Below are 24,267 nucleotides of genomic sequence, written 5' to 3'. Positions count from 1 at the left end.
TCACTGCCCCAACCGTTCGAGAAGTGCGGGAACGTGGACCTGATCGGCCTTGTAGTTGCCGGTCAGCATATACATCATGATGTTGACGCCGGAGCGGAAGGCATGCTCGCGCTGCATCTCATCCGGCGGCACTGTTGGCAGAACCGGCGCGCCCTGCGGATCGACGGCCCAGGCGCCGGCGAAATCATTGCCCGTTATCATGATCGGCGTCACGCCATCGCCGGAGGAGGAGAGGCCGGAGGTAGTCTTCGCCGCCCCCTGCCGCGATTCCACCCAGAGCGGCGAGCCGTTGTAACGGCCGGGGAAATTGGTGAGCAGGTAGAAGGAGCGCGTCAGAACGTGATCTTCCGGCACGGGCTCCAGCGGTGGGATATCGATATTGGCGAGGATCGCCTGCAGGCGTTCGCCGTTAGGGCTGGTTGCGCCGGTATCGAGCGACGAGAACTGGTCGCGTGTGTCGAACAGCACGGTGCCGCCGGCGCGCATGTAGGCGTCGATGCGTGAGATGGCGGCGCTTGAGGGCATGGGTGCCGTTGCGGAAACCGGCCAGTAGATGATGGGATAGAAGGATAGCTCATCCTTGGAGATGTCGAGGCCGACCGGCTGGCCGGGCTCCAGCGTCGTGCGCCAGGTCAGGAATTCGCTTAAACCCTGCAAACCCTGCTCGGAAATGCGGTCGACGTCGTCCTCGCCGGTGCGAACATAGGCGAGATGGGTGGTGTCCAGCCGTTCGAAGATTTGCTCGTCTCCGGGTTTGGGGTCGTCGGCGCGGGCGTCGGTTGGCGACATGGCGGCAAAGGCACCAAACGCCAGAAGCACGGCGGCGGCCGTGGCGCTGCGGGCTTTCGGCAGGCGTGCGAAGGCGCCGTTCATGAAGAGCACGATCAGGCTGTCGGCAATCAACATCAGGAAGGCGGCGATGAACAGAGCAGGGCGCAGCGATTTCGCGGTTTCGCCGATCAGGGCTTCACTGGTGGTGCTGACGCCGGCGACGGATGCGTCGAGCGGGCGCAGCGTCGCACCTGCGGGCAGGAGGTTGAGAGCCACGAAACCATCCTCTGTGCCATAGAGGCCGGGGGGATTGTCGAAACCGGTGCGCGGCGGCTGGCCGGCGCGCATTTCCAGCGGCCGGGCAGTGCCGATTTCTGCTGAAAGCGCGCCTTCCGCCGTCAGTAGCCGGAAGGGCGGAAGGGCGGCAGCCGGGGCATTGGCGTTGGCGGAAGCGCCGCCCGCCTTCGACAATTGCACGATACGGCGCAGCATATCGACGAAATGGCCCGAGATCGGCAGGTCGGACCAGCTTGCCTCAGCGCTGACATGGAAGAGCACGATGCGGCCCGCCTCGACAGTGCGGGTGGTAACGAGCGGCGTACCATCGGCAAGGCTTGCCCAGGTGCGTTCGGCCAGATCCGGTGTCGGTTCGGCCAGAACCTGACGCTTGACGAGAACGCCATCGGCCTTCGGCATGCCCGCGAAAGCGCCGAAATTCGGGAAATCGGCAAGCGGCTGCGGCTCGGCCCAGGAGAGCGCGCCGCCAAGCGCGCGTTCGCCCTGTCTGAGTGTTACAGGCACCAGCGGGTCATCTGCGGGTGCTGCGGCAAGGCGCGGTCCGGCAAAACGGATCAGCGTGCCGCCACCGGCGAGCCAACGCTGCATCGGCTCATAGGTTTCCTGCGGCAGACGGCCGATATCGGCCATGACGATGACCGAAGGATTGGATTGCAGGATTTCCGGGATCGCCTGCGCCAGATCGGCCTGCCGCTGCGGAATGAGATCGGCGAAAGGCTGAAGCGCGCGGCTGATGTAATAAAGCGGCTGCAGCAGCGGCTGGAAATCATTGCCGGTTTCGCCGGCGAGCAGGGCCACGCGGCGGCGGCGGAAACCGTCATCCAGAAGATGCACCGCACCCGCCGTCGACACGCCTTCGAGGGAGAGGCGGGCGAAATCATTGCGCAGTTCGAAAGGTGCTTCCACCGTTGCCGTGGTTTCGGCCGCGCCGGGCGCGAAGTTCGCGATGCCGTTGGCGAGGATGCGGCCCTGGCTGTCCTGCGCATTGACGGTCAGCCGGGTGGCTTCGGCGGTATCGAGGCGCGACAGTGTGACGCTCATGGCATCGGCATTGTTGGTGGCGCCGGTAATGGCGGCGATCGCCTTGCCGTCGCCCTTCACGATGCGGAATTCGGCGGGGGAGAGGCTGGCAAGCGTTCTCATCGCGCTTTCATCCTGCGCGGTTTGAACGCCATCGGCAATATAGGCGATCGTGCCGGGGGCCGTGCCATTCAGCGCCTCGGTGATGGCTTCCGCCGTGCGGATACGATCTGGAACGAGCGGCTTCGGCTTTGCTGCGGCGAGCTTTTCCAATGCAACGGCTGTCGTTCCCGGTACGGCGTCATGTTCCGCATCGGCGGTGAAGCTGATGGAGACGGGGCGGTCGGCGCGCTCCGCATCGCCGATCAGGGCCTGAGCGGTGGCCACGCGTCTTTCCCAGTCGGGCGCAGCGGCCCAGCTATTGTCGACCACCAGCACCAGCGGGCCGCTGCCGGCAATGCTGTTGTTGCGCGGGTTCACCACCGGATCGGCCAGCGCGAAAATCACGGCGGCGGCAAGCGCCATGCGCAGCAGGGTCAGCCACCATGGGCTTTTCGAGGGCGTTTCCTCGCGTTTCAACACAGTCGCCAATATTTTCAGCGGCGGAAACACTTCCGCCTTGGGGCGCGGCGGGGTGAGCCGCAGCAGCCACCAGATGGCGGGCAGCGCCAAGAGGCCGAAGAGGATATAGGGGCTGGTGAAGACGAAAGGCAATGCGCTCATCTGTGCCCACCGCCCTGTGCCGGCGCGCCGGAAAGATACATGTGCATGGCGACGAGCGCCTCGGAAGCGAGATGGTCTGTGCGGTGGAACACGAAGTTCCAGCCTAGACGGCGCAGCGACGAGGACAGCGCCTCACGCCTTGCGAGATAGGCGCGGGTGTAATCCTCGCGAATGGTTTCGGCACGGCCGGACACCAGTTTTTCTCCCGTTTCCGGGTCGGTGAACTCGGTGCGGCCGGAATAGGGGAAGGTCTCTTCCGCCGGATCGGCAATTTCCACCACATGGCCGCGCAGGCCGCGCCGCGCCAGAGGCGAAATCCGCTCCATCACGGCTTTGGCATCATCGAGAAAATCGCCGATGAGGACGATGTCGCTCGCGCCGCGGATCATGCCCGTTTCCGGCATGCCCGTGGTCAGCGGCGCGTGCATGATGGCGGCGGCCAGCCGTTCGGCGGCGTTTCTGGCCGAAACCGGCTCCATGATGCCGGGGCAGCCGATGCGCTCGCCCGAGCGCGCAAGGATTTCCGCCAGCGCCAGCATCAGCACCAGCGCCCGGCTTTCCTTGGAGACCGAGCCGAGGGTGGATTTGAACATCATCGACGGCGACATGTCCGCCCAGAGCCAGATGGTGTGGGCGGCTTCCCATTCCCGGTCGCGTACATAGGTATGGTCGTCGCGGGCCGAGCGCCGCCAGTCGATGCGCGACAGGCTTTCGCCTTCTGCATAGGGGCGGAACTGCCAGAAATTTTCACCGATGCCGCGCTTGCGGCGGCCGTGCCAGCCGGCGGTGACGGTGTTGGCGATGCGCTTTGCCTCGACCATGCAGTCCGGCACCAGTGCGGCACGCTGGCGCGCGCGCGCCAGAACTTCGCTACCCGGCGTCTTGTCTACGATCTGGCCGATGGATGCCACAGGCACTCCTTTCGCGAAAGGTTAGGCACGCGTCTTTTAATTCTTCGCCTGCTCCACGAGGGCCGCAATCACATCGCGCACCGACATGCCTTCGGCGCGGGCCGCAAAGGTCAGCGCCATGCGGTGTTCCAGCACCGGTTCGGCCAGCGCATGGACATCGTCCAGCGACGGGGCGAGCCGGCCTTCGTAAAGCGCACGGGCGCGGGCCGTCAGCATCAGCGACTGGCCGGCGCGCGGGCCCGGACCCCAGACAACGTGTTTGTCGGTCAATTTGTTGCCATGGCCGGGGCGGGCGGAGCGGACGAGCGAGAGGATCGCATCCACCACCTTGTCGCTGACCGGCATCTGGCGGATGAGGGCCTGGATTTCCATCAGGCGCCCGGCATCGATCACGCCGCGCGCTTCGCCCGAGGCGGTGCCTGTCGTGTCGAGCAGGATCTGGCGTTCGGCGGCAAGCTCGGGATAACCGACATCGACCTGAAGCAGGAAGCGGTCGAGCTGGGCTTCGGGCAGCGGATAGGTGCCTTCCTGCTCCAGCGGGTTCTGGGTGGCGAGAACGTGGAACGGCTTCGGCAGCTCATAGGTCTGGCCGGCCATGGTGATGTGATATTCCTGCATGGCCTGCAGAAGGGCGGACTGCGTGCGCGGGCTGGCGCGGTTGATTTCGTCGGCCATCAGCAGCTGGCCGAAAATCGGACCCTTGATGAAGCGGAAGGAACGGCGGCCGTTCTCGTCCTGATCCATCACTTCGGAACCGAGGATGTCCGAGGGCATCAGGTCCGGCGTGAACTGGATGCGATTGGCATCGAGGCCGAGCACGGTGCCGAGCGTGGTGACGAGCTTGGTCTTGGCGAGGCCGGGAACGCCGACGAGCAGCGCATGGCCGCCGGAGAGGATGGCGAGAAGCGTGTTCTGCACCACTTTTTCCTGGCCGAAAATGACCTTGGAGACTTCCGTGCGGATGGCCGCGATATCGGAAAGCGCCTTTTCAGCCGCGGCGACGATGGCCTTTTCATCGAGGGTTTCGCCGGTATTCATCACGCCCATGTCGCTCTCCTCATACCTTCGCCGCTGTCACAGTCACATCCCGGTTTCGCTGGCCGCTGGCCGGGACGGATTTTGCGCTGCATATAGCTTATTGCTCTCTTGGCCGCTGACAAGCGCCATTCGAATGACTATGTCGTGACTTAGTATTTCCTTATCGGCAAAGCGAGACTCGAATATGGCAGCGGAGACGATAAATTCGGCTGATGATGCGGCGGGGCTTGCGGCGATGATTTCCCGCGCCGCCGAACAGAGCGGCGACGCCAAACGCGGGCCGGCCCCGGTTGAACGCTGGAATCCGCCCTTTTGCGGCGATCTCGACATGGAAATCCGCGCCGATGGCACCTGGTTCTACCTCGGCACCCCCATCGGCAGGGCGCCGCTGGTGCGGCTGTTTTCCACGGTTCTGCGCAAGGATGAGGACGGTAAAACCTATCTCGTAACTCCTGTGGAAAAAGTCGGCATCCGCGTCGCGGACGCGCCTTTCGTCGCCGTGGAAATGAAGCTGACGGCGGGTGAGGATGATGGCGAGCCGCTGCTGACCTTTCGCACCAATGTCGGCGATGTGGTGGAGGCGGGGCCGGAGCATCCGTTGCGGTTTGAGGTTTTCGGTGAGAACCGGGAATTGAAGCCCTATCTTCTGGTGCGCGGCAGGCTGGAAGCGCTCGTGTCGCGGGCGGTGATGTATGATCTCGTCGCACTTGGCGAGGTGATCGAAGTGGAGGGCGTCGACATGTTTGCGGTGCGCTCGGGCGGGGTGACTTTTGCGGTGATGCCCGCCAAGGAACTGGAACGGCTTTCGCAATGACGACAACGGCATTCAAGACTTTTACCGCCGCCGATTTCCGCTGCCGCGTGCTGCAGGAAGGCGAGGGCGTGGCGGAACGGGAGCATGGCGACCATGTGCTTAATCCGGGCGTGGTGCTGTCTGGAAACGGCATCAGGCTGAAGGACGCCGCCGTGCTGGTGCCGGTCATTGACGATGGCAACGATGCGCGGGTGATCTTCACCCAGCGCACGGCCACCCTGCGCAAACATTCCGGCCAGATTTCATTTCCGGGCGGCGGCATCGATGCCGAGGACCGGACGCCTGAAGAGGCGGCGCTGCGCGAGACGGAAGAGGAAATCGGCCTTTCGCGATCTTTCGTGGAAACGGTCGGGCGCCTGCCGGATTATATTTCCGGGACGGGTTTCCGCATCAAGCCGGTGCTGTCCATCGTTCGGCCCGGCTTTGACCTGACGCTCAATCCGACGGAAGTGGATGAGGTTTTCGAGGTGCCGCTGTCCTTTCTGATGGACCCGGCCAATCACGGGCGCGGCAGCCGCATCTTTCAGGGGAAGGAGCGGTTTTTCTACGAAATGCCCTATGGCGAACGTTACATTTGGGGCATTACGGCGGGCATCGTCAGGACGATTTACGAGAGGTTTTATTCATGAGCAGCCTTGCCGGGCGGGACTGGTTTCAAAAACCGGCGCTCAAGCGCATCTTTACGCTTCTGAATGCCGATGGCGGCGAGGTGCGGATCGTTGGCGGCGCGGTGCGCAATGCGCTGATGGACCTGCCGGTCGTCGATGTCGACATGGCGACGACGCTCACCCCTGACGTGGTTGTTGCGCGGGCCAAGGCTGCGGGCATCAAGGCGGTGCCGACCGGCATCGAACACGGCACGGTAACGCTGGTGATCGATGGCGAAGGTTTCGAGGTGACGACGTTGCGCCGCGATGTCGAAACCAATGGCCGCCACGCACAGGTGGCTTTCGGAACCGACTGGCAGACCGACGCCGAGCGGCGCGACCTCACCATCAATGCTCTTTATGCCGATGAAAAGGGCGAGATCATCGACCTTATCGATGGTCTTGCCGATATAGAGACCGGCACGGTGCGCTTCATCGGCGATGCGGCGATGCGGATTTCGGAAGATTACCTGCGGATTCTCCGGTTTTTCCGCTTTTTCGCCCATTACGGTTCCGGCCGCCCGGATGCGGACGGCTTGCGGGCAAGCGCGCGGGCCAAGGACAAGCTGGGCACCCTTTCGGCCGAGCGGGTGTGGAGCGAACTGAAAAAGCTGCTTTCCGCCCGCGATCCTTCCCGGGCCCTTTTGTGGATGCGGCAATCGGGCGTTCTGGCGGAAATTCTTCCCGAAACGGAAAAATGGGGCATCGACGCCATTCACGGGCTGGTGGCGACGGAGCAGGCTCTGGGCTGGGCGGTAGACCCGATGCTGCGGCTTGCCGCCATCGTACCGCCGGACAGGGACAGGCTGGCTGCCCTTGCCGCGCGCCTCCGGCTGTCGAAAGCCGAAGCGGCTTATCTTGCCCATTGGGCTTCGGCTCCGGCAGCTGACCCGGAGCTGAAGGAGACGGCGCTAGACCGGCTGCTCTATCGTCAGGGCGTCGAGGGCGTGAAGACGCGGCTGAAACTGGCGCTTGCCTCGGCCCGTGCCGATCTTTCCGCTGGCGACACAGCAATGCAGAAAGTTGCGCGGCTTTCGACTTTGCTGACGAGGGCGGAAAAATTCCACAAACCCGGCTTTCCGCTGAGCGGTGCGGATGTGATGGCCGCAGGTGTTGAGGCCGGCCCGAAGGTGGGCGAAGTGCTGAAAAGCCTCGAGGAAAAGTGGATCGACGTCAATTTCTCACTCGACCGGGCAGCGTTGACCGCCCGGCTGAAGGATATGCTGGAAAATTGAGGTCAGCGACGGCGGCGTTGCGGCTCAGGCCGCATTTGCCTCGTCGCGAATGCGGGATTTGATGTTTTCGATCATGTTCTCGCGTATGACGGTTTCGCCGTGCGCCGATCGCATATGTTCCACGGTGCGACGCACAACTTCGGCGTCGTCATCTGCGCGCGTGTGCCAGGCACAGCCGGGCAGGAGCGTTCCACATTCAAACAGTCTCATGGTCTTGCCTCCCTGTTTTAGAGCGCCATGCGTCCGTTCGGACGCATAAAGGACACTCTAACATTTTGAGTCTGCACATTCTCCCTGTCGAAAACCGGAATCGATTTTCGACAGGGAGAATGTGCGAGAGTGAGGGACAGCAATTCAATTGCCTGCTGTCCCTCCGACAAGAAACGAATGTTCACCGCTTATGTTCCAGAGCGGCGTCCTTCGACCTTATTCAGGCCCCTATTCGGGCATCGCCCAGCACTGGAAAACAGAGGATGTGCCGGCTGCCGGAATTTTTGTACGAGGCATTTCGTCATTGTCCGCCCGCTTCACCGTTTTTCCGGCCAGCGTGCGTTTTACCTGTTCGACATAAAAGGAATGCGGCAGTTCGCGATCACCCGTGGCACGCATTTCCGCTGCCAGGCGATCGATCAAATCAGGGGTATCAATGGAATGCTGGGCTTCCTCGGGGGAAGCAGAGATAGGCATGCTGTTCGAAGTAATCATGACGATAGCTCCTCCAGTACGTCTGCGAGGAGGAGACTATCATTGCCTTGATTTTTCCATAAGTCCTAATTTGCGCTATTTGCGACCAAATGGCTGATGAGCGTCAAATTTACGTGAGGTTTTTTAAGGCCAGCGCACCACCGGCGGCAGTGAGGAAAGAATCGATTCGACATTGCCGCCGGTCTTGAGGCCGAAGATCGTGCCGCGATCATAAAGCAGGTTGAATTCCACATAGCGGCCGCGGCGGATGAGCTGCTCGTCACGGTCCTCTTCCGTCCAGTTCTGGTTAAAATTGGCGCGGACGATTTTCGGATAGACCAGATTAAAGGCGCGGCCGACATCCTGCACGAAGGCGAAATTGGCGTCCCAGCCGCCTTTCTCTTCTTCGGGATGCAGCCAGTCAAAGAAGATGCCGCCGGTGCCGCGCGGCTCGTTGCGGTGTTTCAGGAAGAAATAGTCGTCGCACCATGTCTTGTAGCGCGGATAATCGGCGACCGGATGGCGGTTGCAGGTGATCTGGAAGGCGCGGTGGAAAAGCTGGGTGTCCGGGTCCTGTTCGTCACGTCTGCGCCCCAGCACCGGCGTCAAATCCGCGCCGCCGCCGAACCAGTGGCTGGTGGTGACGACCATGCGGGTGTTCATGTGCACCGCCGGCACATTGGGATTGACGGGATGGGCGATCAGCGAGAGGCCGGAGGCCCAGAAACGCGGGTCTTCTTCCGCTCCCGGTATCTGCTTGCGGAATTCCGGCGAGAATTCGCCATAGACGGTGGAGGTGTGGACGCCAACCTTCTCGAAGACGCGGCCTTCCATCATCGACATCTTGCCGCCGCCGCCCTCGCCATTGTCGCGCAGCCAGTCTTTCTGGACGAAATGGCCGGGCTCCTGGTCGGAAAGAGGGCCGGTCAGGTCGTTTTCGAGGGTCTCGAAGGAGGCGACGATGGTATCGCGCAGATGCTGGAACCAGGCTTGGGCAAGGGCCTTCTTGTCCTCGATGTCGTCGGGCAAGCCCTTCGGCAAGATTGGCCGTTCCATGCGTATTCTCCTTAGGTGAAGTCGATTCCCTGTCGCGTCTAGCAGGTGCAGGCCCCGCGCACAAATTCGACTCGCCAAGTTCACATGCGGGCACTATCTTTATCGATGTAGGTGCCAGAGGTGAATATCATGACGAAATTTACCGGACCGCCGCCCCTGGACGGGCTGAAGCGCAGGATCGCCAATCACCGCAAGGCGCGTGAAGGCTCAGGCGACGACAAGACGCGCAATGGCATGTTCGTGCGGCAGACCTTCTGTCTCGGGCGCGAGGAAGCCCGCGCCAAGGCGCGCGAATGGTTCGACAGCTTTCCGAAAGCGGCCTACTGGACGGAAGTGGAAAGCTGGCGGCAACTGGAAGGCGACCGCATCGAATTCACCATGCGGCGGCTTCCTTCGGCCGATTGAAGTTTAGAGCGTTTTCGCCCTTCCGGACGGAACCGGGAACCGCTTTTCCTTGAAAATGCTTTCAGGCGCGGGGCTCAGCATAACGCAGGCGGCTTTCGATCAGCACGCCGCTTTCATCCAGAATGGGATGCGCCACCGTGACGATGTGGGCGTTGATGCGCTTCAGATCCCGCAGCATGTCGAGATGCAGCGAACTGGTCTGCATGCTTTCCGCAAGCCCGTCGCGCAGGCGCTCGAGATGGCGGTTGGAGGATTGTTTTTCGAGCCGGCGTATATCCACCTTGCTTTCCATCAGCCGGCGGGCAAGATCGAAATCGCCGGTCACCAGAATGCTCTGGGCGGCACGCAGGTTCTCGATGGTCATGTCGAACAGGGTCTTCAGCTCCTCATAACCGTCGTCGGAAAATTTGAAGCTGTTCAGCACCTTCTTGCGAATCTGCTCGCAAATGCCTTTTTCGATGATGTCGCCGATATGTTCGAGGTTGATGGCATAATCGATGATGGCGATTGAACGGCGCGCTTCCTCGTCGGTTAGCCCCTTGCGCCCCAGCTGCGACAGATAGACCTTCACCTCCTGCTGACGGCGATCGACCTTGTTTTCAAGCAGGGAAACTTCCTGAAGCGGTGCCAGATCATTGTGCTTGAAGGCGTTTTCGGCGCGGATCAGCATGCGCTCGATGCTGTCGCCGACGCTCAAGACCTCGCGGGTGGCGTTGGCGAGCGCCACGACCGGCATGTCCAGCGCCTGCTGGTCGAGGAAATTCGGGCCGTCTTCGGCTTTCGGATCGCCCGGCACAAGCTTTGTCATCAGATCGGATATCAGGCCGGAGAAGGGCCAGGCCAGCGCCGCGAGGATGACATTGAAGATCAGGTGGGCGTCGACCGGCAGTTTGGCCGGCGAAATCGGCAATTGCTGCAGAAGCGTCGCGCCATAGGAGGCGAGCGGCAGGGCGATGAGGCAGCCGATGGTGCGCACGAGGAGGTTGCCGATGGTGATGCGCCGCGCCGAGGCGGGGCCCGACAGGGTGGCGATGACGGGCGGAATGGCACCGCCGAGATTGGCGCCCAGGATGAGAACGATGATGAGGCCGGCCGACAGCGTGCCGGTGGCCGCCAGCGACAGGATCAGCACGACAACGGCGAGGCTGGAGGAGGAGACGAAGGCCAGTACGGCGGAGAAGATCAGCGCCACGGGCCATGCGCCATCCAGCAGGCCGATGAAGACGCCGAGAGCGGGCGAGGCGCGCATCGGCTCGGTCGCACCGCTCAGCAGATGCAGGGAAAGAAGCATCAGGCCGATGCCGATCAAGGCGGTTCCGCCGCCCTGTCTGGCATTGGAACTGCCCTTTTTAAAAATAATGCCCGCAAGGATCAGAAGAGGCGACAGCCATTCCACGCCGGCGGCCACGATCCAGGCGGTGACGGCGGTGCCGACATTGGCGCCAAGCAGCACCACCTGCGCCATACGCGGTTTGATGAGGTCACGCTCGGCGAAGGAGGTGACGGTCAGTGCCGTCGCCGTCGAGCTTTGCAATGCGACGGTGGCGAAGAAGCCGGAAAAGAACGAACGCGGGCCGTTCTGGGTGCCGGTCGCCAGCACGCTTCGAAGTTTCATGCCGAAGGCACGGGTGACCCCGTCCTTCACCTGGGCAAGGCCGAAGAGCAGCAGCGCGACTGCGCCGAGAAGGTTGACGATGACAATGGTGGATTGCATGCTACGTCTCCTCACACCCGCCGGCGGACGGTTCCGGCGAGGGTGATTTTTGTTGTCCGGCTAATGAGTATAGGAGCCTGAACGCCTTCGGTACAGGCCGGGTTGCGACAGTTTTGAAGCAAAAACGGTCAATTTTTGTATTTGCCCGAAAAAATGGCGTTAAAAAGGGCGCTCAGGCCCATGCGGTCTGACGCAAAGCCTCGCCGGTGATCATCGCCGCCGACATGGCCACGTTGATTGAACGCTGTCCCGCAACCATCGGTATGATGATTCGCTCCTGCGCCTTCTCATGCACATGGTCGGGTACACCCGCACTTTCACGGCCGAAAAGCAGGATATCGTCCTCGCGATAGGCAATTTGCGTATAGGGCAGGGCGGCCTTGGTCGAGGCGAGAACAAGGCGGCGGCCCGTGGTTGCGCGCCATTCCTCAAAACGGTCCCAGCTGACATGGCGTGTCAGCGCCGCCGCCGCGATATAATCCATGCCCGCCCGTTTCAGGTTGCGGTCGGAAATATCGAAGCCGGCCGGCTCGATGATGTCGACGCCAAGGCCAAGACAGGCGGCCAGCCGCAGGATAGTGCCGGTATTGCCGGGAATATCGGGCTGGTAAAGGGCGATCCTGATGCTTGGCCTGATATTGGGCCCGATTTCAGGCTTGATGTCGGACATGGTCTTCCCGTCGCAGTTGGAATGCTGGAGCGATTAGCACGGGCGGATGGCCTGTGACAGATGCAGCATGAAAAGTCGGTCTCGAAGAGCGCCGTATTCATTCGCATGACACACAGGCAGGCTACCCATTAACCAATGGGTCGTGAGGCTGTCCGAACGCCGGCATGAGTTGTGACGGCGCGCTTTCAGGCCGGATATTCCGTACCGCAAAAACAGGAAGATATCATGTCCGAACGGGTGAATTTCGTCCATTTGACCGATCTGCATGTGGGCAATCCGCAGGTGCAGGATGATGATCTTTATTCCGATACGTCGACGAGGCTCGCCGACACGCTGGCGCAGATCAAGGCGCTGGAGCCGGCGCCCGAATTCATCGTTGTCAGCGGCGATCTGACCAACAGGGGCGATGCCGGCAGCTACGAGGAATTGAAGCGTCTGCTGGACGCTGCGGAACTCGATGTGCCTTTGCTCTTCGCGCTTGGCAATCATGACCGCCGTGATGGTTTTTATCCTGTCATGCTCGGCCGTAACGAGGAGCTGGACGCGCCCTACGACCATGCCGCAGTGATTGCCGGTCTCCATGTCATCGTGATGGATACCAGCGTTCCGGGCAAGGTCGGCGGCGCTTTCGAGCCGGGCCAGATCGAATGGCTGGAAGAGGAGCTCGAAAACCATCCTGACCTGCCGAAGCTTCTGGTGATGCACCATGCACCGGCGCTCGATTTCGACCGGCTCGATGCGGAGTGGGAATCCCTGTCCTTTGACGATACCGAGGCCCTCGACGAGGTGCTGTTCGAGCATGATGTCATCGGTATTCTTGCGGGCCATATCCACTACGACCGTATCTCGCACTGGCAGGGTATTCCCGTCGTCGTCGGCATCGGCCAACATTTCGCCACCGATCCCCTGTGGCTGCATGCGGGCGTGCGCATGTTGTCGGGTGCATCCTTCGCCATCGGCACGGTGCGGGATACGGGCCTGACCGTCACTTTCGCGCCTCAGCCCAGCGACCGCCGGGAACTCAAACGTCATACGCAGGCGGATATGGCCGAGCTGGTTGCGGAATATGAAGGTGAGCAGTCACAGGATGCTGCCGAGTAAGGCGATACATTCAAGGCCGGTGATGGGTGGAAACCCCTGCGGGTAAATCCACCCATTTGGCGATGTTCGCCACAATCGGGAGTTTTCTAGCGCATCCTGGTCTTTCCGACTGGTCAACGATTAATTTTTGCGCTACAAGGCCACATCTTCAACACCAGCTCAGGGAGGTTATCATGGATATTTACGTTCGCTTTCGCCTCCCGGCCCCAGTAGTGCCGCTGCTGGCCTAGGTGTTACTCCGCGGTTCGCCCGCGTTTCCCATTTCTCGATTCGTCATGTGGCTGTCACGGCCATATCCAAAGACTTTTCCGTTCCGTCGTGAGCCATATTTGTGTCCGCTCACCATGTCACGATGGAGCGATTGATTGCCGGAGCTTGGCCTATGTTTGGCTGGTTTGAAAAACGCCTCGATCCTTTTCCCTCTTCGACGCCGTCCGTGCCGCCGAAGACGCTTTTGCCGTTCCTGTGGCACTATGTGAAACCGGCATGGCCCTGGCTGCTGCTGCTTGGCCTGATGTCCATGGGCATCGCCGTTGCGGAAGCCATGCTCTATAAATTCCTCGGCAATATCGTCGACTGGCTGTCCACGGCCAATCGCGAGACGTTTTTTGCCGATGAGGGCTGGCATCTGATTGTCATGGCCGGACTGGTGCTCTTCGTGCTGCCGCTGATGGGCGCGATCCACACCATGACGATGCACCAGACGCTTGCCGGTAATTTCGGCATGATCGCGCGCTGGAAGATGCACCGTTTCCTGCTGCGCCATTCCATGAACTTTTTCGCCAACGAGTTTGCCGGCCGCGTTTCCACGAAGGTTATGCAGACGGCGCTGGCGATCCGCGAAGTGGCGCTGAAGGTCATCGACGTCTTCGTCTATGCGATCAGCTTCGTCGTCTCGATGCTGTTCATGGTCGCGGCTGCGGACTGGCGGCTGGTTATTCCGCTGCTGGTCTGGCTCGGTATCTATATGGGCATCCTTGCCTATTTCGTTCCGAAGCTCGGCCGGCTGGCGCAGGAGCAGGCGGATGCGCGTTCTATGATGACGGGCCGCATCGTCGACAGCTACACCAATATCTCGACGATCAAGCTGTTTTCCCATGCGGGCCGCGAGGAAAGATATGCGCGTGAGGGTATGAATGTGTTTCTCGGAACCGTTCACCGCCAGATGCGCAAGATTTCCGGCTTCAACATCCTGATCGACCTTAACAATGCCGTGGTGCTGTTTTCCACGGCGACGCTCGGTCTTTATTTCTGGATGCAGGGTTCGGTGACCGCCGGTTCTGTCGCCATCGCCATCAGCCTTGCCATGCGCGTCAACGGCATGTCGCAGTGGATCATGTGGGAAGTCACCTCGCTGTTCGAAAATATCGGCACGGTTTATGACGGCATGTCGATGATGACGAAGCCGCACGATATCGTCGATGTCGCCAAGGCACCGCAGCTTGCGGCACCGCAGGGCGCCATCCGTTATGACAACGTCCGTTTCCACTATGGCAAGAACAAGGGCGTGATTGACGGGCTGACGCTTGATATCAAGCCGGGCGAGAAGGCCGGTCTGGTCGGGCGTTCGGGCGCGGGCAAGACGACGCTGATGAACCTGCTGCTGCGTTTCTACGATCTGGAAGCGGGCAGGATCACCATCGACGGGCAGGACATCTCCAAGGTGTCGCAGGATAGCCTGCGCGAGTTGATCGGCGTCGTGACGCAGGATACCTCGCTGCTGCACCGTTCGATCCGCGACAACATCGCCTATGGCCATCCCGAGGCCACGGACGAGCAGGTGATTGCGGCGGCGAAGCGGGCGAATGCCTGGGACTTCATCGAAACGCTTGTCGACATGCATGGTCGCCAGGGCCTCGATGCGCAGGTCGGCGAACGCGGCGTGAAGCTTTCCGGCGGCCAGCGTCAGCGCATCGCGATTGCCCGTGTGTTCCTCAAGAATGCGCCGATTCTGGTGCTGGACGAAGCGACCTCGGCGCTCGACAGTGAAGTCGAGGCGGCGATCCAGGAAAACCTGTTCTCGCTGATGGAAGGCAAGACCGTGATCGCGATCGCCCACCGCCTTTCGACGCTGACCGAGATGGACCGGCTCATCATCCTCGACAAGGGCCAGATCGTCGAGGCCGGCAGCCATGCGGAACTGGTGGCAATGGGCGGCATTTATGCCGATCTGTGGCGGCGCCAGTCCGGTGGCTTCATTGCTGATCACGAGGCCGATGTGGCTGCGGAGTAAGGATAATGTGAGGGCGGGGGTATTCCCCGCCCTTTTCGTTGAGGGCTTAAAGCCTCTCTCCCGTCATGCCGGCCTTGAGCCGGCATCCAGCCATGGCGCGTCTGCGCCGTGAGAAGAATCTTTTGCGATCAAAGACTTGATCACGCTGGACCCCGGATCCAGTCCGGGGTGACGGTGTGAGGATGCTGCCGATGCGTAAAATATCGATAGGTTGATTTAAGGACGGGGAACATTTCCCGCCCTTTCTCATTCCCCCAACGTTACCGAAATATAATCTCTTCCCCAAGGCTCGGCGGCTGTTCCCCCAACGGGAATCCGCCTATATCCGGATCATGGTCATTACGCGCATCTTCGAGTTCTTCGAGAACTGGATCAAGCCCTTCGCCCGAAAGGACGACCTGCGGCCGCCCGAAAACACATTCGCCTTCATCTGGTTCTATATTTCTCAAGCCAAGGCGCCGTTTTTCGCGATGCTGGTGCTGGGCGGGCTGACGGCGGCCATTGAGGCGGCGCTGTTCTGGTTCGTCGGGCGGCTGGTGGATATTCTCTCGACCGTGAAGCCCGATGAAGGCTGGGCAGGCCTGCTTGCCGCCCATGGCGGCGAACTTGTCGGCATGCTGGTGTTGATCGGCGTTGTGCGCTTCATCGTCACGATGATCACCGCGCTGGTGGACCAGCAGATCATTACACCCGGTTTTTACAATCTGGTGCGCTGGCAATCCTACATGCATGTGGCGCGGCAATCGCTGACCTTCTTCCAGAACGATTTTTCCGGCCGCATCGTCACCAAGGTCTGGTCGGGCGGGCAGGCGGCGGGCGATCTCGTCACCTCGCTGATGGAAAGCGTCTGGTTCGTCGGGATTTATTCCGTCTCGATGCTGTTTCTGATCGGCGGGCTGGACTGGCGGCTTGCGGTCGTCGTGCTTGTCTGGGTGCTAATCTTTTCGGCGCTGGCGCGTTATTTCGTGCCGCGCATTCGCTACCATTCGAAAGAGACGGCCGAAGCCGCCTCCATGCTCTCCGGCCGCATGGTGGACGCCTACAGCAATATCCAGACACTCAGGCTGTTCGGGCGCGACGACGCCAATGACCGCTACATGCGGCAGGGCTTCGATATTTTCCAGAACGCCACCATGACGTTTACGCGGTTCATCACCGGCGTGCGCGCCTCCATGGCGCTGCTGTCGGGCGTGATGATCACGTCAATGGCCGCCCTCTGCATCGACCTATGGCTGTCCGGCAGGATCAGTTCCGGTGCGGTCGCCTTTACGCTGGCTCTGGTGCTGCGCCTCAATTTCCTGCTCGGGCGGTTGATGACGCAGTTCAACGGCATCATGCGCAATTTCGGCACGGTACAGAATGCCGCGGAACTGATTTCGCAGCCGATCGGTCTCGTCGACGCGCCCGATGCAACGGTGCTGGAAGTGAAGAAGCCGAGCATTCGCTTTGAGAATGTCAGCTTCCATTACGGGCGGGCGAATGGCGTCATCGATCATCTCAATCTCGATATCAAAGCGGGGGAAAAGGTCGGCATCGTCGGTCGCTCCGGTGCTGGCAAATCCACGCTCGTCAACCTGATCCTGCGGTTTTACGATGTCGAGAAAGGCCGCATCCTGATTGACGGGCAGGATATCGCCAGGGTGACGCAGGAATCGCTACGCGCCCATATTGGCATGGTCACGCAGGATACGTCGCTGCTGCACCGTTCCATCCGCGACAACATCATGTTCGGCCGCACCGACGCCACCGAAGCGCAATTGCTGGAGGCGACGCGCCGGGCAAAGGCGGATGATTTCATCGCCAGGCTGGTGGACCAGCGCGGCCGTCTGGGCTTCGACGCGCATGTCGGCGAGCGCGGGGTGAAATTGTCCGGCGGCCAGCGGCAGCGCATCGCCATTGCCCGCGTGATGCTGAAGGACGCGCCGATTCTCGTGCTCGACGAGGCAACCTCGGCACTCGATTCGGAGGCGGAAGCGGCGATCCAGAGCAATCTCGACGAATTGATGCATGGCAAGACGGTGCTGGCCATCGCCCACCGTCTGTCGACGATCGCCGCTCTCGACCGGTTGATCGTGATGGATCAGGGTCGGATCGTGGAACAGGGCAACCATTCCGATCTGGTCTCGAAGGGCGGTCTATACTCGGAGCTTTGGGCACGGCAGTCGGGCGGTTTTCTTGCCGCCGATGAGGCCGCCCAATAGGACCGGCGATTATTTTCCGATCATGAAATCGGCCACCAGCCCATAGTGATTGGAGCCGAGGCGGTCGGGCAGGCGGGTGGTTTTCATCAGCGTCGCCGGTTCGCGGGCGAAGATGTGGTCGATGGCGATGCCGAAGAGGCCCGCCCTGGTTGGCCATGTGGCAGGTTCCCAGACCGCTTTCTTCAGATCGTTGGCGGCAAGAAAATCACGCATGTCGGGAGCGATGCTCGCTGAATTGAAGTCTCCGGCCAGAATGAGCGGCCCGGTGACGCGAAAGAGAATCTCGCTGACTTCGTCCAGCTCGTCGCGGTGATAATCGTCGAAATAGGGTTTGGTGATGTGGCCGGCGGCAAGCGTCAGTTCCGTGCCGTCAAAGTCGATGCTGGCAATGGCGAAACGGTCGCGGCGCAGATCGCTGAGGCTGTGGAAACGGCCTTCCAGCAAAGGCCGCTTTGACAGGATCAACAGGTCGCAGGTCGGCGTGCCGGAAAAGCAGCCGAGCCTGTATGGGTAGGTTTGCTGCAGGCGCGGCAGAACCGATTGCAGCGCCGTTGCCTCGAACAGATAGACCGCGTCGGCGCCCGATTCGAGAATGGTATCGGCAATCGCATCCGCATTGGCGGCATTGTCCATCAGCACGTTGAAGGACAATAGCCGGAAAGGCTTGGCCCCGGGTGCAGCGGTGGCGGAGGTGGAAAATTCCATGAGCATGGCGATGGCATGGATGGCGAGCGCAAGCGACCAGACGACCAGAACAGCGGAAATCGCGTCGCGCGTGAGCCAGAATATCAGGCATGACAGCAGGATACAGGCAATGGCGATGTGAAGCTGAAAGCTTGTGACGAAGGCTAAAAGCCAGAAATCGGTCACATAACGCAGGCTGGCGATAAAAAGAACGGCAGCCACCACGGTGGAGACCATGCAAGCGAGCTTCGCCGTCATCCGAATCCCTGCTTTCCAAGCTCTCCCTTCGCGTCTCCTAACACGGCGCCGGGGTGCGCACAATGTTGCCCGCCTGCCAAGCCTTGTGAAAAAATGAGAAACAAATCGGGCCCCTCAGGCAGAATTACGGCAGCTTTGTGTGCTTTGCTCTTGCCAAGTCAGTCAATATTTTGCGATCAAACAGAATGACGCGGTTTCTCAAACGCCGCGAGAATGACCGAGACGATGGGACGGAGTTTGTCTTGGATCAAATCATAGCGGGAGGACTCATGCGATTTACGGCAAAAACAGCGCAGAGGATGGTGTAGCGGTGAGCGAGCACGTAACCAATCACGACGCCTCGGGTGAACCGACCCGTCGCGATTTTCTATATCTAGTAACCGGAATGGCGGGCGCCGTCGGTGCCGCCGCCGTCGCATGGCCCTTTATCGACCAGATGCGCCCAGACGCATCGACGCTGGCGCTCGCCTCCATCGAGGTGGATGTGGCGGCGGTCGAGCCGGGCATGTCACTCACCGTGAAGTGGCGCGGCAAGCCGATCTTCATCCGTAACCGCACGGAAAAGGAAATCGACGAAGCCAAGGCCGTCGCTCTTGGCGATCTCAAGGATCCGGTGGCACGCAATGCCAATATCGCCGCAGACGCGCAGGCGACGGATATTGACCGTTCCGCCGGTCAGGGCAAGGAGAACTGGATCGTCATGGTCGGTTCCTGCACCCATCTCGGTTGTGTTCCGCTCGGCCAGGCCGGCGATTTCGGCGGGTGGTTCTGTCCCTGCCATGGCTCGCACTACGATACGGCGGGCCGCATACGTAAGGGTCCGGCGCCGCAGAACCTCGCCATCCCGACATTTGCATTCACATCCGATACCGTGATCAAGATCGGATAAGGGGACAGATATTCATGAGTGGCCATTCCAGTTATCAGCCGTCCACCGGCATCGAGAGGTGGATCGATTCGCGGCTTCCCTTGCCGCGCTTGATCTATGACAGCTTCGTTGCCTATCCTGTCCCGCGTAACCTGAACTACGCCTATACCTTCGGTGCGATGCTTTCGGTGATGCTGATCGTGCAGATCCTCACCGGCGTCGTGCTTGCCATGCATTATGCCGCGGAAACGACGGTTGCCTTCAATTCCGTCGAAAAGATCATGCGTGACGTCAACCATGGCTGGCTGCTGCGCTACATGCATGCCAACGGTGCGTCCTTCTTCTTCATCGCGGTTTACCTGCACATCGCCCGTGGCCTCTATTATGGCTCCTACAAGGCGCCGCGCGAAATCCTCTGGATTCTCGGCTGCGTGATCTATCTTTTGATGATGGCGACGGGTTTCATGGGCTACGTTCTGCCCTGGGGTCAGATGTCCTTCTGGGGCGCCACCGTCATCACCGGCTTCTTCACGGCTTTCCCGCTCGTGGGTGAATGGATCCAGCAGTTCCTGCTCGGTGGCTTTGCGGTGGACAATCCGACGCTCAACCGCTTCTTTGCGCTGCATTACCTGCTGCCCTTCATGATCGCGGGTGTCGTCATCCTGCATATCTGGGCGCTGCATGTGACCGGCCAGACCAACCCGACCGGTGTGGAAGTGAAGAGCAAGACCGACACGGTTCCCTTCACGCCCTATGCGACGCTGAAGGATGCGCTCGGCGTTTCGGTGTTCCTGATCGCCTATGCGTGGTTCATCTTCTACATGCCGAACTTCCTCGGCCACCCTGATAACTACATCATGGCGGACCCGCTGAAGACGCCGGCGCATATCGTGCCGGAATGGTATTACCTGCCGTTCTACGCGATGCTGCGCGCCATCACCTTCAATATCGGGCCGATCGATTCCAAGCTCGGTGGCGTTCTCGTGATGTTCGGCGCGATCATCGTGCTGTTCTTCCTGCCCTGGCTCGATACGTCGAAGGTTCGCTCCGCCGTCTATCGTCCCTGGTACAAGATGTTCTTCTGGCTGTTCGTGGTCAACGCCATCCTGCTCGGCTGGCTGGGTTCGCGCCCTGCGGAAGGCCTCTATGTCGTCATGTCGCAGATCGGCACGCTCTACTATTTCGGCTTCTTCCTCGTCATCATGCCGATCCTCGGTCTGGTCGAAACGCCGCGGCGTATTCCGAATTCGATTACCGAGGCCGTTCTTGAAAAGAACGCCGCCAAGAAGGGTGCCGCGCCAGCGGCTGCCCAGATCTGAGCGCGAAGGAAGGATGACGACAATGAAGACGCTTCTCACGAGCATCGCGCTTATCGCCGCCATTGGCTGTTCCGCCGCCGCTTTTGCGGCGGAGGAGAGCCATGATCTCGCCACCAAGACGGAACACGCGATCGCCGGCGGTCACTTCCCGGTCATCAAGCCCGAGGAGCAGAGCTGGTCCTTTGCCGGACCTTTCGGCAAATACGACAAGGGCCAGCTGCAGCGAGGCCTCAAGGTCTACAAGGAAGTCTGCTCCGCCTGCCATTCGATGAGTCTTGTTTCTTTCCGCACGCTCGGGGATCTCGGCTATTCGGAAGAGCAGGTAAAGGCTTTCGCCGCTGAATATGAAGTGCAGGACGGGCCGAATGCCGAAGGCGAAATGTATAATCGCAAGGCCGTGCCTTCCGATCATTTCCCCTCGCCGTTCCCGAACCATGAGGCGGCAGCCGCCGCCAATGGCGGAGCCGCCCCGCCCGACATGTCGCTGCTTGCCAAGGCACGCGGTGTTGAACGCGGGTTCCCGCAATTCATCATCGACATGATCCCCATTATCGGCGGTTATCAGGAAGGCGGCCCGGATTACATCCATGCGCTGCTGACCGGATATCAGGATGCACCTGCCGGCGTTGAAGTGTCGGAAGGCACGCATTTCAACCCGTATTTCGTCAGCGCCGTGGCGCTGAAGATGGCGCCGCCGATCAGTGCCGATCAGGTCACCTATGATGACGGTGCGCCGCAGACCGTGGATCAATATTCCAAGGACGTGTCGGCATTCCTGATGTGGGCCGCAGAGCCGCATCTGGAACAGCGCAAGCGCACCGGCTTCATGGTCATGGTGTTCCTGTTCATCTTCACGGCGCTGATCTATCTCACCAAGAAATCGGTCTACGCCCGCAAGGAACATTGAGCCGGTTTTAAATGGCTGCAATCACTGGCCCCCATGGTCTTACCCTGGGGGCCTTTTCATGTGTTGAGGGATGTCATGACGGTGATCCGCATCTCGATATCTGCCAGTGGCTTCGCTCGCTGACGGTTTCGCCGGTCCTTTTTTGTTGGTCCGCAGCCGCCAAGTTGATAGGGTGCCCCGAACCTTCTGATCCATTTCCCATTGTAACTGGAAATACCATGACCGTTATCGCTTCGGAGCTTTCCGCTGCCATCCGCTCCATTCCCGACTATCCGAAGCCGGGCATCATCTTCCGGGACATCACGACGCTGCTCGGCAATCCGCGCGCTTTCCGCCGTGCCGTGGACGAGCTTGTGCAGCCCTATGCGGGCACGAAGATCGACAAAATCGCCGGCATGGAAGCACGCGGCTTCATTCTGGGCGGAGCGGTGGCGCATCAGCTTTCGGCCGGTTTCGTGCCGATCCGCAAGAAAGGCAAGCTGCCACACACCACCGTGCGCGTCGCCTACAGCCTCGAATACGGCGTCGATGAAATGGAAATGCATGTGGATGCCGTGCAGCCCGGCGAGAAGGTCATTCTTGTCGATGACCTGATTGCGACCGGCGGCACCGCCGAAGGCGCGGTGAAGCTGTTGCGGCAGATGGGGGCGGAAATCGTTTCCGCCTGCTTCGTCATCGATCTGCCCGATCTCGGTGGGCGCAAGAAGCTGGAAGACCTCGGCGTCGAGGTGCGGACGCTGGTGGAATTTTCAGGCCATTGAGGCCGAAAGAACGGGTCGGGGCTGCTGCGGCAGCCCGCTCTTTTAACTGGTCTTTCCCAGAGCGATCCATGTCCAGCGAACGCCGAGGGCGCGGTTTCCCGCCTGAATAGAGCCAACATCCACCTGTCGGATCAGGGTGAAGCCGAGGCGGGTGGCGTGGTCTATGGTTTCGGCCGGTGAAATGGTGAAGGCGCGGCGGCCTGCGGGTGCGGGGCCGTGACGCAGCGACATGATCAGCAATCCGCCCATCGTCGTCATTTCCGAGAGGCTTTGCATTGCCGTCTGCCTCGCCCCGTGATCGATGTGGTGCCAGACGCCGCACAGGGCAACCAGATCGAAGACGCCGTAGCGGCGAGCCTTCGCCAATTCGGGCACAGCGTCATCCAGCCACGTTATTCTGTCCGATGGGTGTAATTGAATGCCGGGTTCACGAAGCTCTTCAACCGGCTCCACGGCCAGAACATCATGGCCCTGCGCGGCAAACCAGGCGGCGTCGCGCCCGGTGCCGCTGCCGATATCCGCGATCCGGCACGGTGTCGCTGGCAGGAGATCGATGACGGGTGCGTAAATCTCCCCGCAGTCCAGATTGTCGAATCTGGAAATCAGCTCCGGTGTCGCTGCCGCAGCATACCCTTCGAGAATATCATCCATATTGACCTGCCCACCGCGATTCCTGTTTCGAAGGTATCGCGGCGGAGTGATGTCGGCCAGCACCTATTCGAATTCCAGAACCCCGCTGCGGAAAGTCAGCACAGTTTCACCTGACTGGTTCACACCCTCATTGAAAGTGGTGTTGAGCCAGATGCCGGCGCGGGTTTCCAGCGGGCGGGTCTCAAGCAGGGTGACGAAATAGGTTACATCGTCGCCGGCAAATACCGGTTTCTTCCATTTGAGTTCACGAAAGCCGGGGGAGGGGCCAAGTTTCGGCGGTTCAAGACCCTGTTGTTTCAGTCTTTTGACCTCTTTCGCCCAATGGGAAAGAAAACATTTCATCCAGCCCGCGCCGGTGTGCCAGCCGGAGGCGCATAGCGCGCCGAAAACGCTTTCCTTTGCTGCTTCGGCATCGAGATGAAAGGGCTGTGGGTCGAAATCGCGGGCGAAACGGACGATGTCTTCAGCGGAAAAATGCAGCGTGTCGAGGGTGACGCGTTCGCCGATGGGAGAGAGTTCTGCCAGTCTCATGCTGTAACGCCTCCATCCGCGCGCATGCGGAACATCACGGTGTTTTCTCCATGCGATACCAGAACGCCGCGCTGATTATAGAGTTCGTGACGGAATCTCACGAGGCCGATACCGGGGCGGGAGCCAGAGGTGCGCTGTTCCAGCACTATGGATTTTCCAGAGAGCGTATCTCCCGCTAGAACCGGTTTCTTCCAGTCGACATAATCAATGCCGGGGCTGCCCTGCGAGGTGGAATCGGAGATGTAGCTGTCCGCCATCATCCGCATCAGCAGGCTGCAGGTGTGCCAGCCGGAAGCCGCCAGTCCGCCGAGAATGCTCTGCCGGCCCGCCTCTTCTGAAAGATGCATGGGCTGGGGGTCAAACTCACTGGCAAAAGCGATGATTTGTTCCGCGGAAATCGATTGCGGTCCAAGTGGAAATTCCCGCCCGGCGGAAAAATCTTCGTAGGCATATGTCGCGACCGGCGCCATGGTTTCCTCCCTTCGCACAGTCAATATCGCCGGCATCTAAAATGATTTTTCCCTTTACGTAAAGGTCAAATCTAGGATGCGACGCGGAGCAGGGATATGTTGTGGCGCGAGTGGGCGCGTCTTTCGCCTTCTCCCCGCCGGGGAGAAGGTCGCGGCAGCGGGATGAGGGGGCGAGCGTCGAGATATTCGGGGGAGGGTGTTTTTTTTTTTTTTCTCTCTCTCTCTCGCTCTCTCTCTCGCGCGCGCGCGCGCGCGCGCGCGCGCGCGCGCGCGCGACGCGCGCGCGCGCGCGCGACGC

Annotated in this window: 23 protein-coding genes; 11 read left to right on the top strand and 12 right to left on the bottom strand. The window is 60.7% G+C overall.

Going from position 1 to position 24,267, the window contains the following annotated elements; translation table 11 throughout:
- Genes AGR13A_RS11065 through AGR13A_RS11055 form a run of 3 tightly spaced genes read right to left on the bottom strand, consistent with a single transcriptional unit; the run spans window position 1 to window position 4,769 of the window.
- Window positions 1–2,811 carry a DUF4159 domain-containing protein gene (locus tag AGR13A_RS11065; protein ID WP_080835448.1) on the bottom strand — a complete coding sequence of 937 codons (2,811 nt, stop codon included), beginning with the start codon at window positions 2,809–2,811 and terminating at the stop codon, window positions 1–3.
- Window positions 2,808–3,722, bottom strand: coding sequence for a DUF58 domain-containing protein (locus AGR13A_RS11060; protein ID WP_020808613.1), 915 nt, complete (start codon window positions 3,720–3,722; stop codon window positions 2,808–2,810). The genes AGR13A_RS11065 and AGR13A_RS11060 overlap by 4 nt, the downstream gene beginning before the upstream one ends.
- A 36-nt stretch (window positions 3,723–3,758) precedes the next feature.
- On the bottom strand, window positions 3,759–4,769 hold the full coding sequence (locus AGR13A_RS11055; protein WP_003523087.1) for an AAA family ATPase: 1,011 nt from the start codon (window positions 4,767–4,769) through the stop codon (window positions 3,759–3,761).
- A gap of 175 nt (window positions 4,770–4,944) precedes the next feature.
- Between AGR13A_RS11055 and AGR13A_RS11050 the strand changes: the two genes are divergently transcribed.
- From AGR13A_RS11050 to AGR13A_RS11040, 3 genes are read left to right on the top strand one after another with little or no spacing between them, the layout of a single operon-like run.
- On the top strand, window positions 4,945–5,574 hold the full coding sequence (locus AGR13A_RS11050) for a DUF1285 domain-containing protein (RefSeq protein WP_035220174.1): 630 nt from the start codon (window positions 4,945–4,947) through the stop codon (window positions 5,572–5,574).
- The gene (locus tag AGR13A_RS11045) at window positions 5,571–6,203 is read left to right on the top strand and encodes an NUDIX hydrolase (RefSeq protein ID WP_003523089.1); all 633 of its coding nucleotides are present in this window, start codon (window positions 5,571–5,573) and stop codon (window positions 6,201–6,203) included. Before AGR13A_RS11050 ends, AGR13A_RS11045 begins: the two co-directional genes overlap by 4 nt.
- A complete protein-coding gene (locus tag AGR13A_RS11040) occupies window positions 6,200–7,456 on the top strand; it encodes a CCA tRNA nucleotidyltransferase (RefSeq protein ID WP_080835446.1) in 1,257 nt (418 codons plus the stop codon). Before AGR13A_RS11045 ends, AGR13A_RS11040 begins: the two co-directional genes overlap by 4 nt.
- A gap of 24 nt (window positions 7,457–7,480) precedes the next feature.
- On the opposite strand, the gene AGR13A_RS11035 is transcribed toward AGR13A_RS11040, so the two are convergent.
- The 3 genes from AGR13A_RS11035 to hemF all read right to left on the bottom strand — a co-directional run bounded on the left by AGR13A_RS11035 (window position 7,481) and on the right by hemF (window position 9,196).
- Window positions 7,481–7,666: a DUF1059 domain-containing protein gene (locus tag AGR13A_RS11035; protein ID WP_080835442.1), complete on the bottom strand. Its 186-nt coding sequence runs from the start codon at window positions 7,664–7,666 to the stop codon at window positions 7,481–7,483.
- A gap of 228 nt (window positions 7,667–7,894) precedes the next feature.
- On the bottom strand, window positions 7,895–8,161 hold the full coding sequence (locus AGR13A_RS11030) for a hypothetical protein (protein WP_003523092.1): 267 nt from the start codon (window positions 8,159–8,161) through the stop codon (window positions 7,895–7,897).
- 123 nt (window positions 8,162–8,284) lie between these two features.
- Complete coding sequence (gene hemF / locus AGR13A_RS11025; RefSeq protein ID WP_080835439.1) at window positions 8,285–9,196, bottom strand: oxygen-dependent coproporphyrinogen oxidase; 912 nt, start codon at window positions 9,194–9,196, stop codon at window positions 8,285–8,287.
- Between the two features lie 129 nt (window positions 9,197–9,325).
- Between hemF and AGR13A_RS11020 the strand changes: the two genes are divergently transcribed.
- Window positions 9,326–9,601, top strand: a complete 276-nt coding sequence (locus AGR13A_RS11020; protein ID WP_003523094.1) for a hypothetical protein — start codon at window positions 9,326–9,328, stop codon at window positions 9,599–9,601.
- A 61-nt stretch (window positions 9,602–9,662) separates the two neighbouring features.
- On the opposite strand, the gene AGR13A_RS11015 is transcribed toward AGR13A_RS11020, so the two are convergent.
- Both AGR13A_RS11015 and AGR13A_RS11010 read right to left on the bottom strand, forming a co-directional pair.
- Window positions 9,663–11,315, bottom strand: coding sequence for a Na/Pi cotransporter family protein (locus AGR13A_RS11015; protein WP_035220186.1), 1,653 nt, complete (start codon window positions 11,313–11,315; stop codon window positions 9,663–9,665).
- Window positions 11,316–11,487: 172 nt separating this feature from the next.
- Entirely contained in the window at window positions 11,488–11,985 is a 498-nt protein-coding gene (locus AGR13A_RS11010; RefSeq protein ID WP_080835436.1) for a tRNA (cytidine(34)-2'-O)-methyltransferase, read from the bottom strand.
- Between the two features lie 225 nt (window positions 11,986–12,210).
- Here AGR13A_RS11010 and AGR13A_RS11005 point away from each other — a divergent pair, with 225 nt between their 5' ends.
- The 3 genes from AGR13A_RS11005 to AGR13A_RS10995 all read left to right on the top strand — a co-directional run bounded on the left by AGR13A_RS11005 (window position 12,211) and on the right by AGR13A_RS10995 (window position 17,520).
- Window positions 12,211–13,086 carry a phosphodiesterase gene (locus AGR13A_RS11005; RefSeq protein WP_080835433.1) on the top strand — a complete coding sequence of 292 codons (876 nt, stop codon included), beginning with the start codon at window positions 12,211–12,213 and terminating at the stop codon, window positions 13,084–13,086.
- Between the two features lie 382 nt (window positions 13,087–13,468).
- Complete coding sequence (locus tag AGR13A_RS11000) at window positions 13,469–15,319, top strand: ABC transporter ATP-binding protein (protein WP_080835430.1); 1,851 nt, start codon at window positions 13,469–13,471, stop codon at window positions 15,317–15,319.
- A gap of 332 nt (window positions 15,320–15,651) precedes the next feature.
- Complete coding sequence (locus tag AGR13A_RS10995; protein ID WP_080835428.1) at window positions 15,652–17,520, top strand: ABC transporter ATP-binding protein; 1,869 nt, start codon at window positions 15,652–15,654, stop codon at window positions 17,518–17,520.
- A 9-nt stretch (window positions 17,521–17,529) separates the two neighbouring features.
- Here the strand turns inward: AGR13A_RS10995 and AGR13A_RS10990 are convergent, their stop codons facing one another.
- A complete protein-coding gene (locus AGR13A_RS10990; RefSeq protein ID WP_080835427.1) occupies window positions 17,530–18,462 on the bottom strand; it encodes an endonuclease/exonuclease/phosphatase family protein in 933 nt (310 codons plus the stop codon).
- A 310-nt stretch (window positions 18,463–18,772) separates the two neighbouring features.
- Here AGR13A_RS10990 and petA point away from each other — a divergent pair, with 310 nt between their 5' ends.
- The 4 genes from petA to AGR13A_RS10970 all read left to right on the top strand — a co-directional run bounded on the left by petA (window position 18,773) and on the right by AGR13A_RS10970 (window position 22,317).
- Window positions 18,773–19,351, top strand: coding sequence for a ubiquinol-cytochrome c reductase iron-sulfur subunit (petA, locus tag AGR13A_RS10985; RefSeq protein WP_080835425.1), 579 nt, complete (start codon window positions 18,773–18,775; stop codon window positions 19,349–19,351).
- Between the two features lie 14 nt (window positions 19,352–19,365).
- Window positions 19,366–20,649 (top strand): cytochrome b, encoded by a 1,284-nt coding sequence (locus AGR13A_RS10980; protein ID WP_035220197.1) that lies wholly within the window; start codon window positions 19,366–19,368, stop codon window positions 20,647–20,649.
- Window positions 20,650–20,671: 22 nt separating this feature from the next.
- A complete protein-coding gene (locus AGR13A_RS10975) occupies window positions 20,672–21,556 on the top strand; it encodes a cytochrome c1 (RefSeq protein ID WP_035220199.1) in 885 nt (294 codons plus the stop codon).
- Window positions 21,557–21,774: 218 nt separating this feature from the next.
- The gene (locus tag AGR13A_RS10970) at window positions 21,775–22,317 is read left to right on the top strand and encodes an adenine phosphoribosyltransferase (protein ID WP_003494623.1); all 543 of its coding nucleotides are present in this window, start codon (window positions 21,775–21,777) and stop codon (window positions 22,315–22,317) included.
- 42 nt (window positions 22,318–22,359) lie between these two features.
- Here AGR13A_RS10970 and AGR13A_RS10965 read toward each other — a convergent pair whose 3' ends face one another.
- The 3 genes from AGR13A_RS10965 to AGR13A_RS10955 all read right to left on the bottom strand — a co-directional run bounded on the left by AGR13A_RS10965 (window position 22,360) and on the right by AGR13A_RS10955 (window position 23,969).
- Window positions 22,360–22,968, bottom strand: a complete 609-nt coding sequence (locus tag AGR13A_RS10965) for a class I SAM-dependent methyltransferase (RefSeq protein ID WP_080835424.1) — start codon at window positions 22,966–22,968, stop codon at window positions 22,360–22,362.
- 63 nt (window positions 22,969–23,031) lie between these two features.
- Window positions 23,032–23,499 (bottom strand): MaoC family dehydratase, encoded by a 468-nt coding sequence (locus AGR13A_RS10960; RefSeq protein ID WP_035220202.1) that lies wholly within the window; start codon window positions 23,497–23,499, stop codon window positions 23,032–23,034.
- Window positions 23,496–23,969 (bottom strand): MaoC family dehydratase, encoded by a 474-nt coding sequence (locus tag AGR13A_RS10955; protein ID WP_035220203.1) that lies wholly within the window; start codon window positions 23,967–23,969, stop codon window positions 23,496–23,498. The genes AGR13A_RS10960 and AGR13A_RS10955 overlap by 4 nt, the downstream gene beginning before the upstream one ends.
- Window positions 23,970–24,267 lie beyond the last annotated feature (298 nt).

This window comes from Agrobacterium genomosp. 13 str. CFBP 6927, from assembly GCA_900012615.1.
Taxonomy (GTDB): Bacteria; Pseudomonadota; Alphaproteobacteria; order Rhizobiales; family Rhizobiaceae; genus Agrobacterium.
This window is presented reverse-complemented; position numbering and strand designations above follow the sequence as displayed.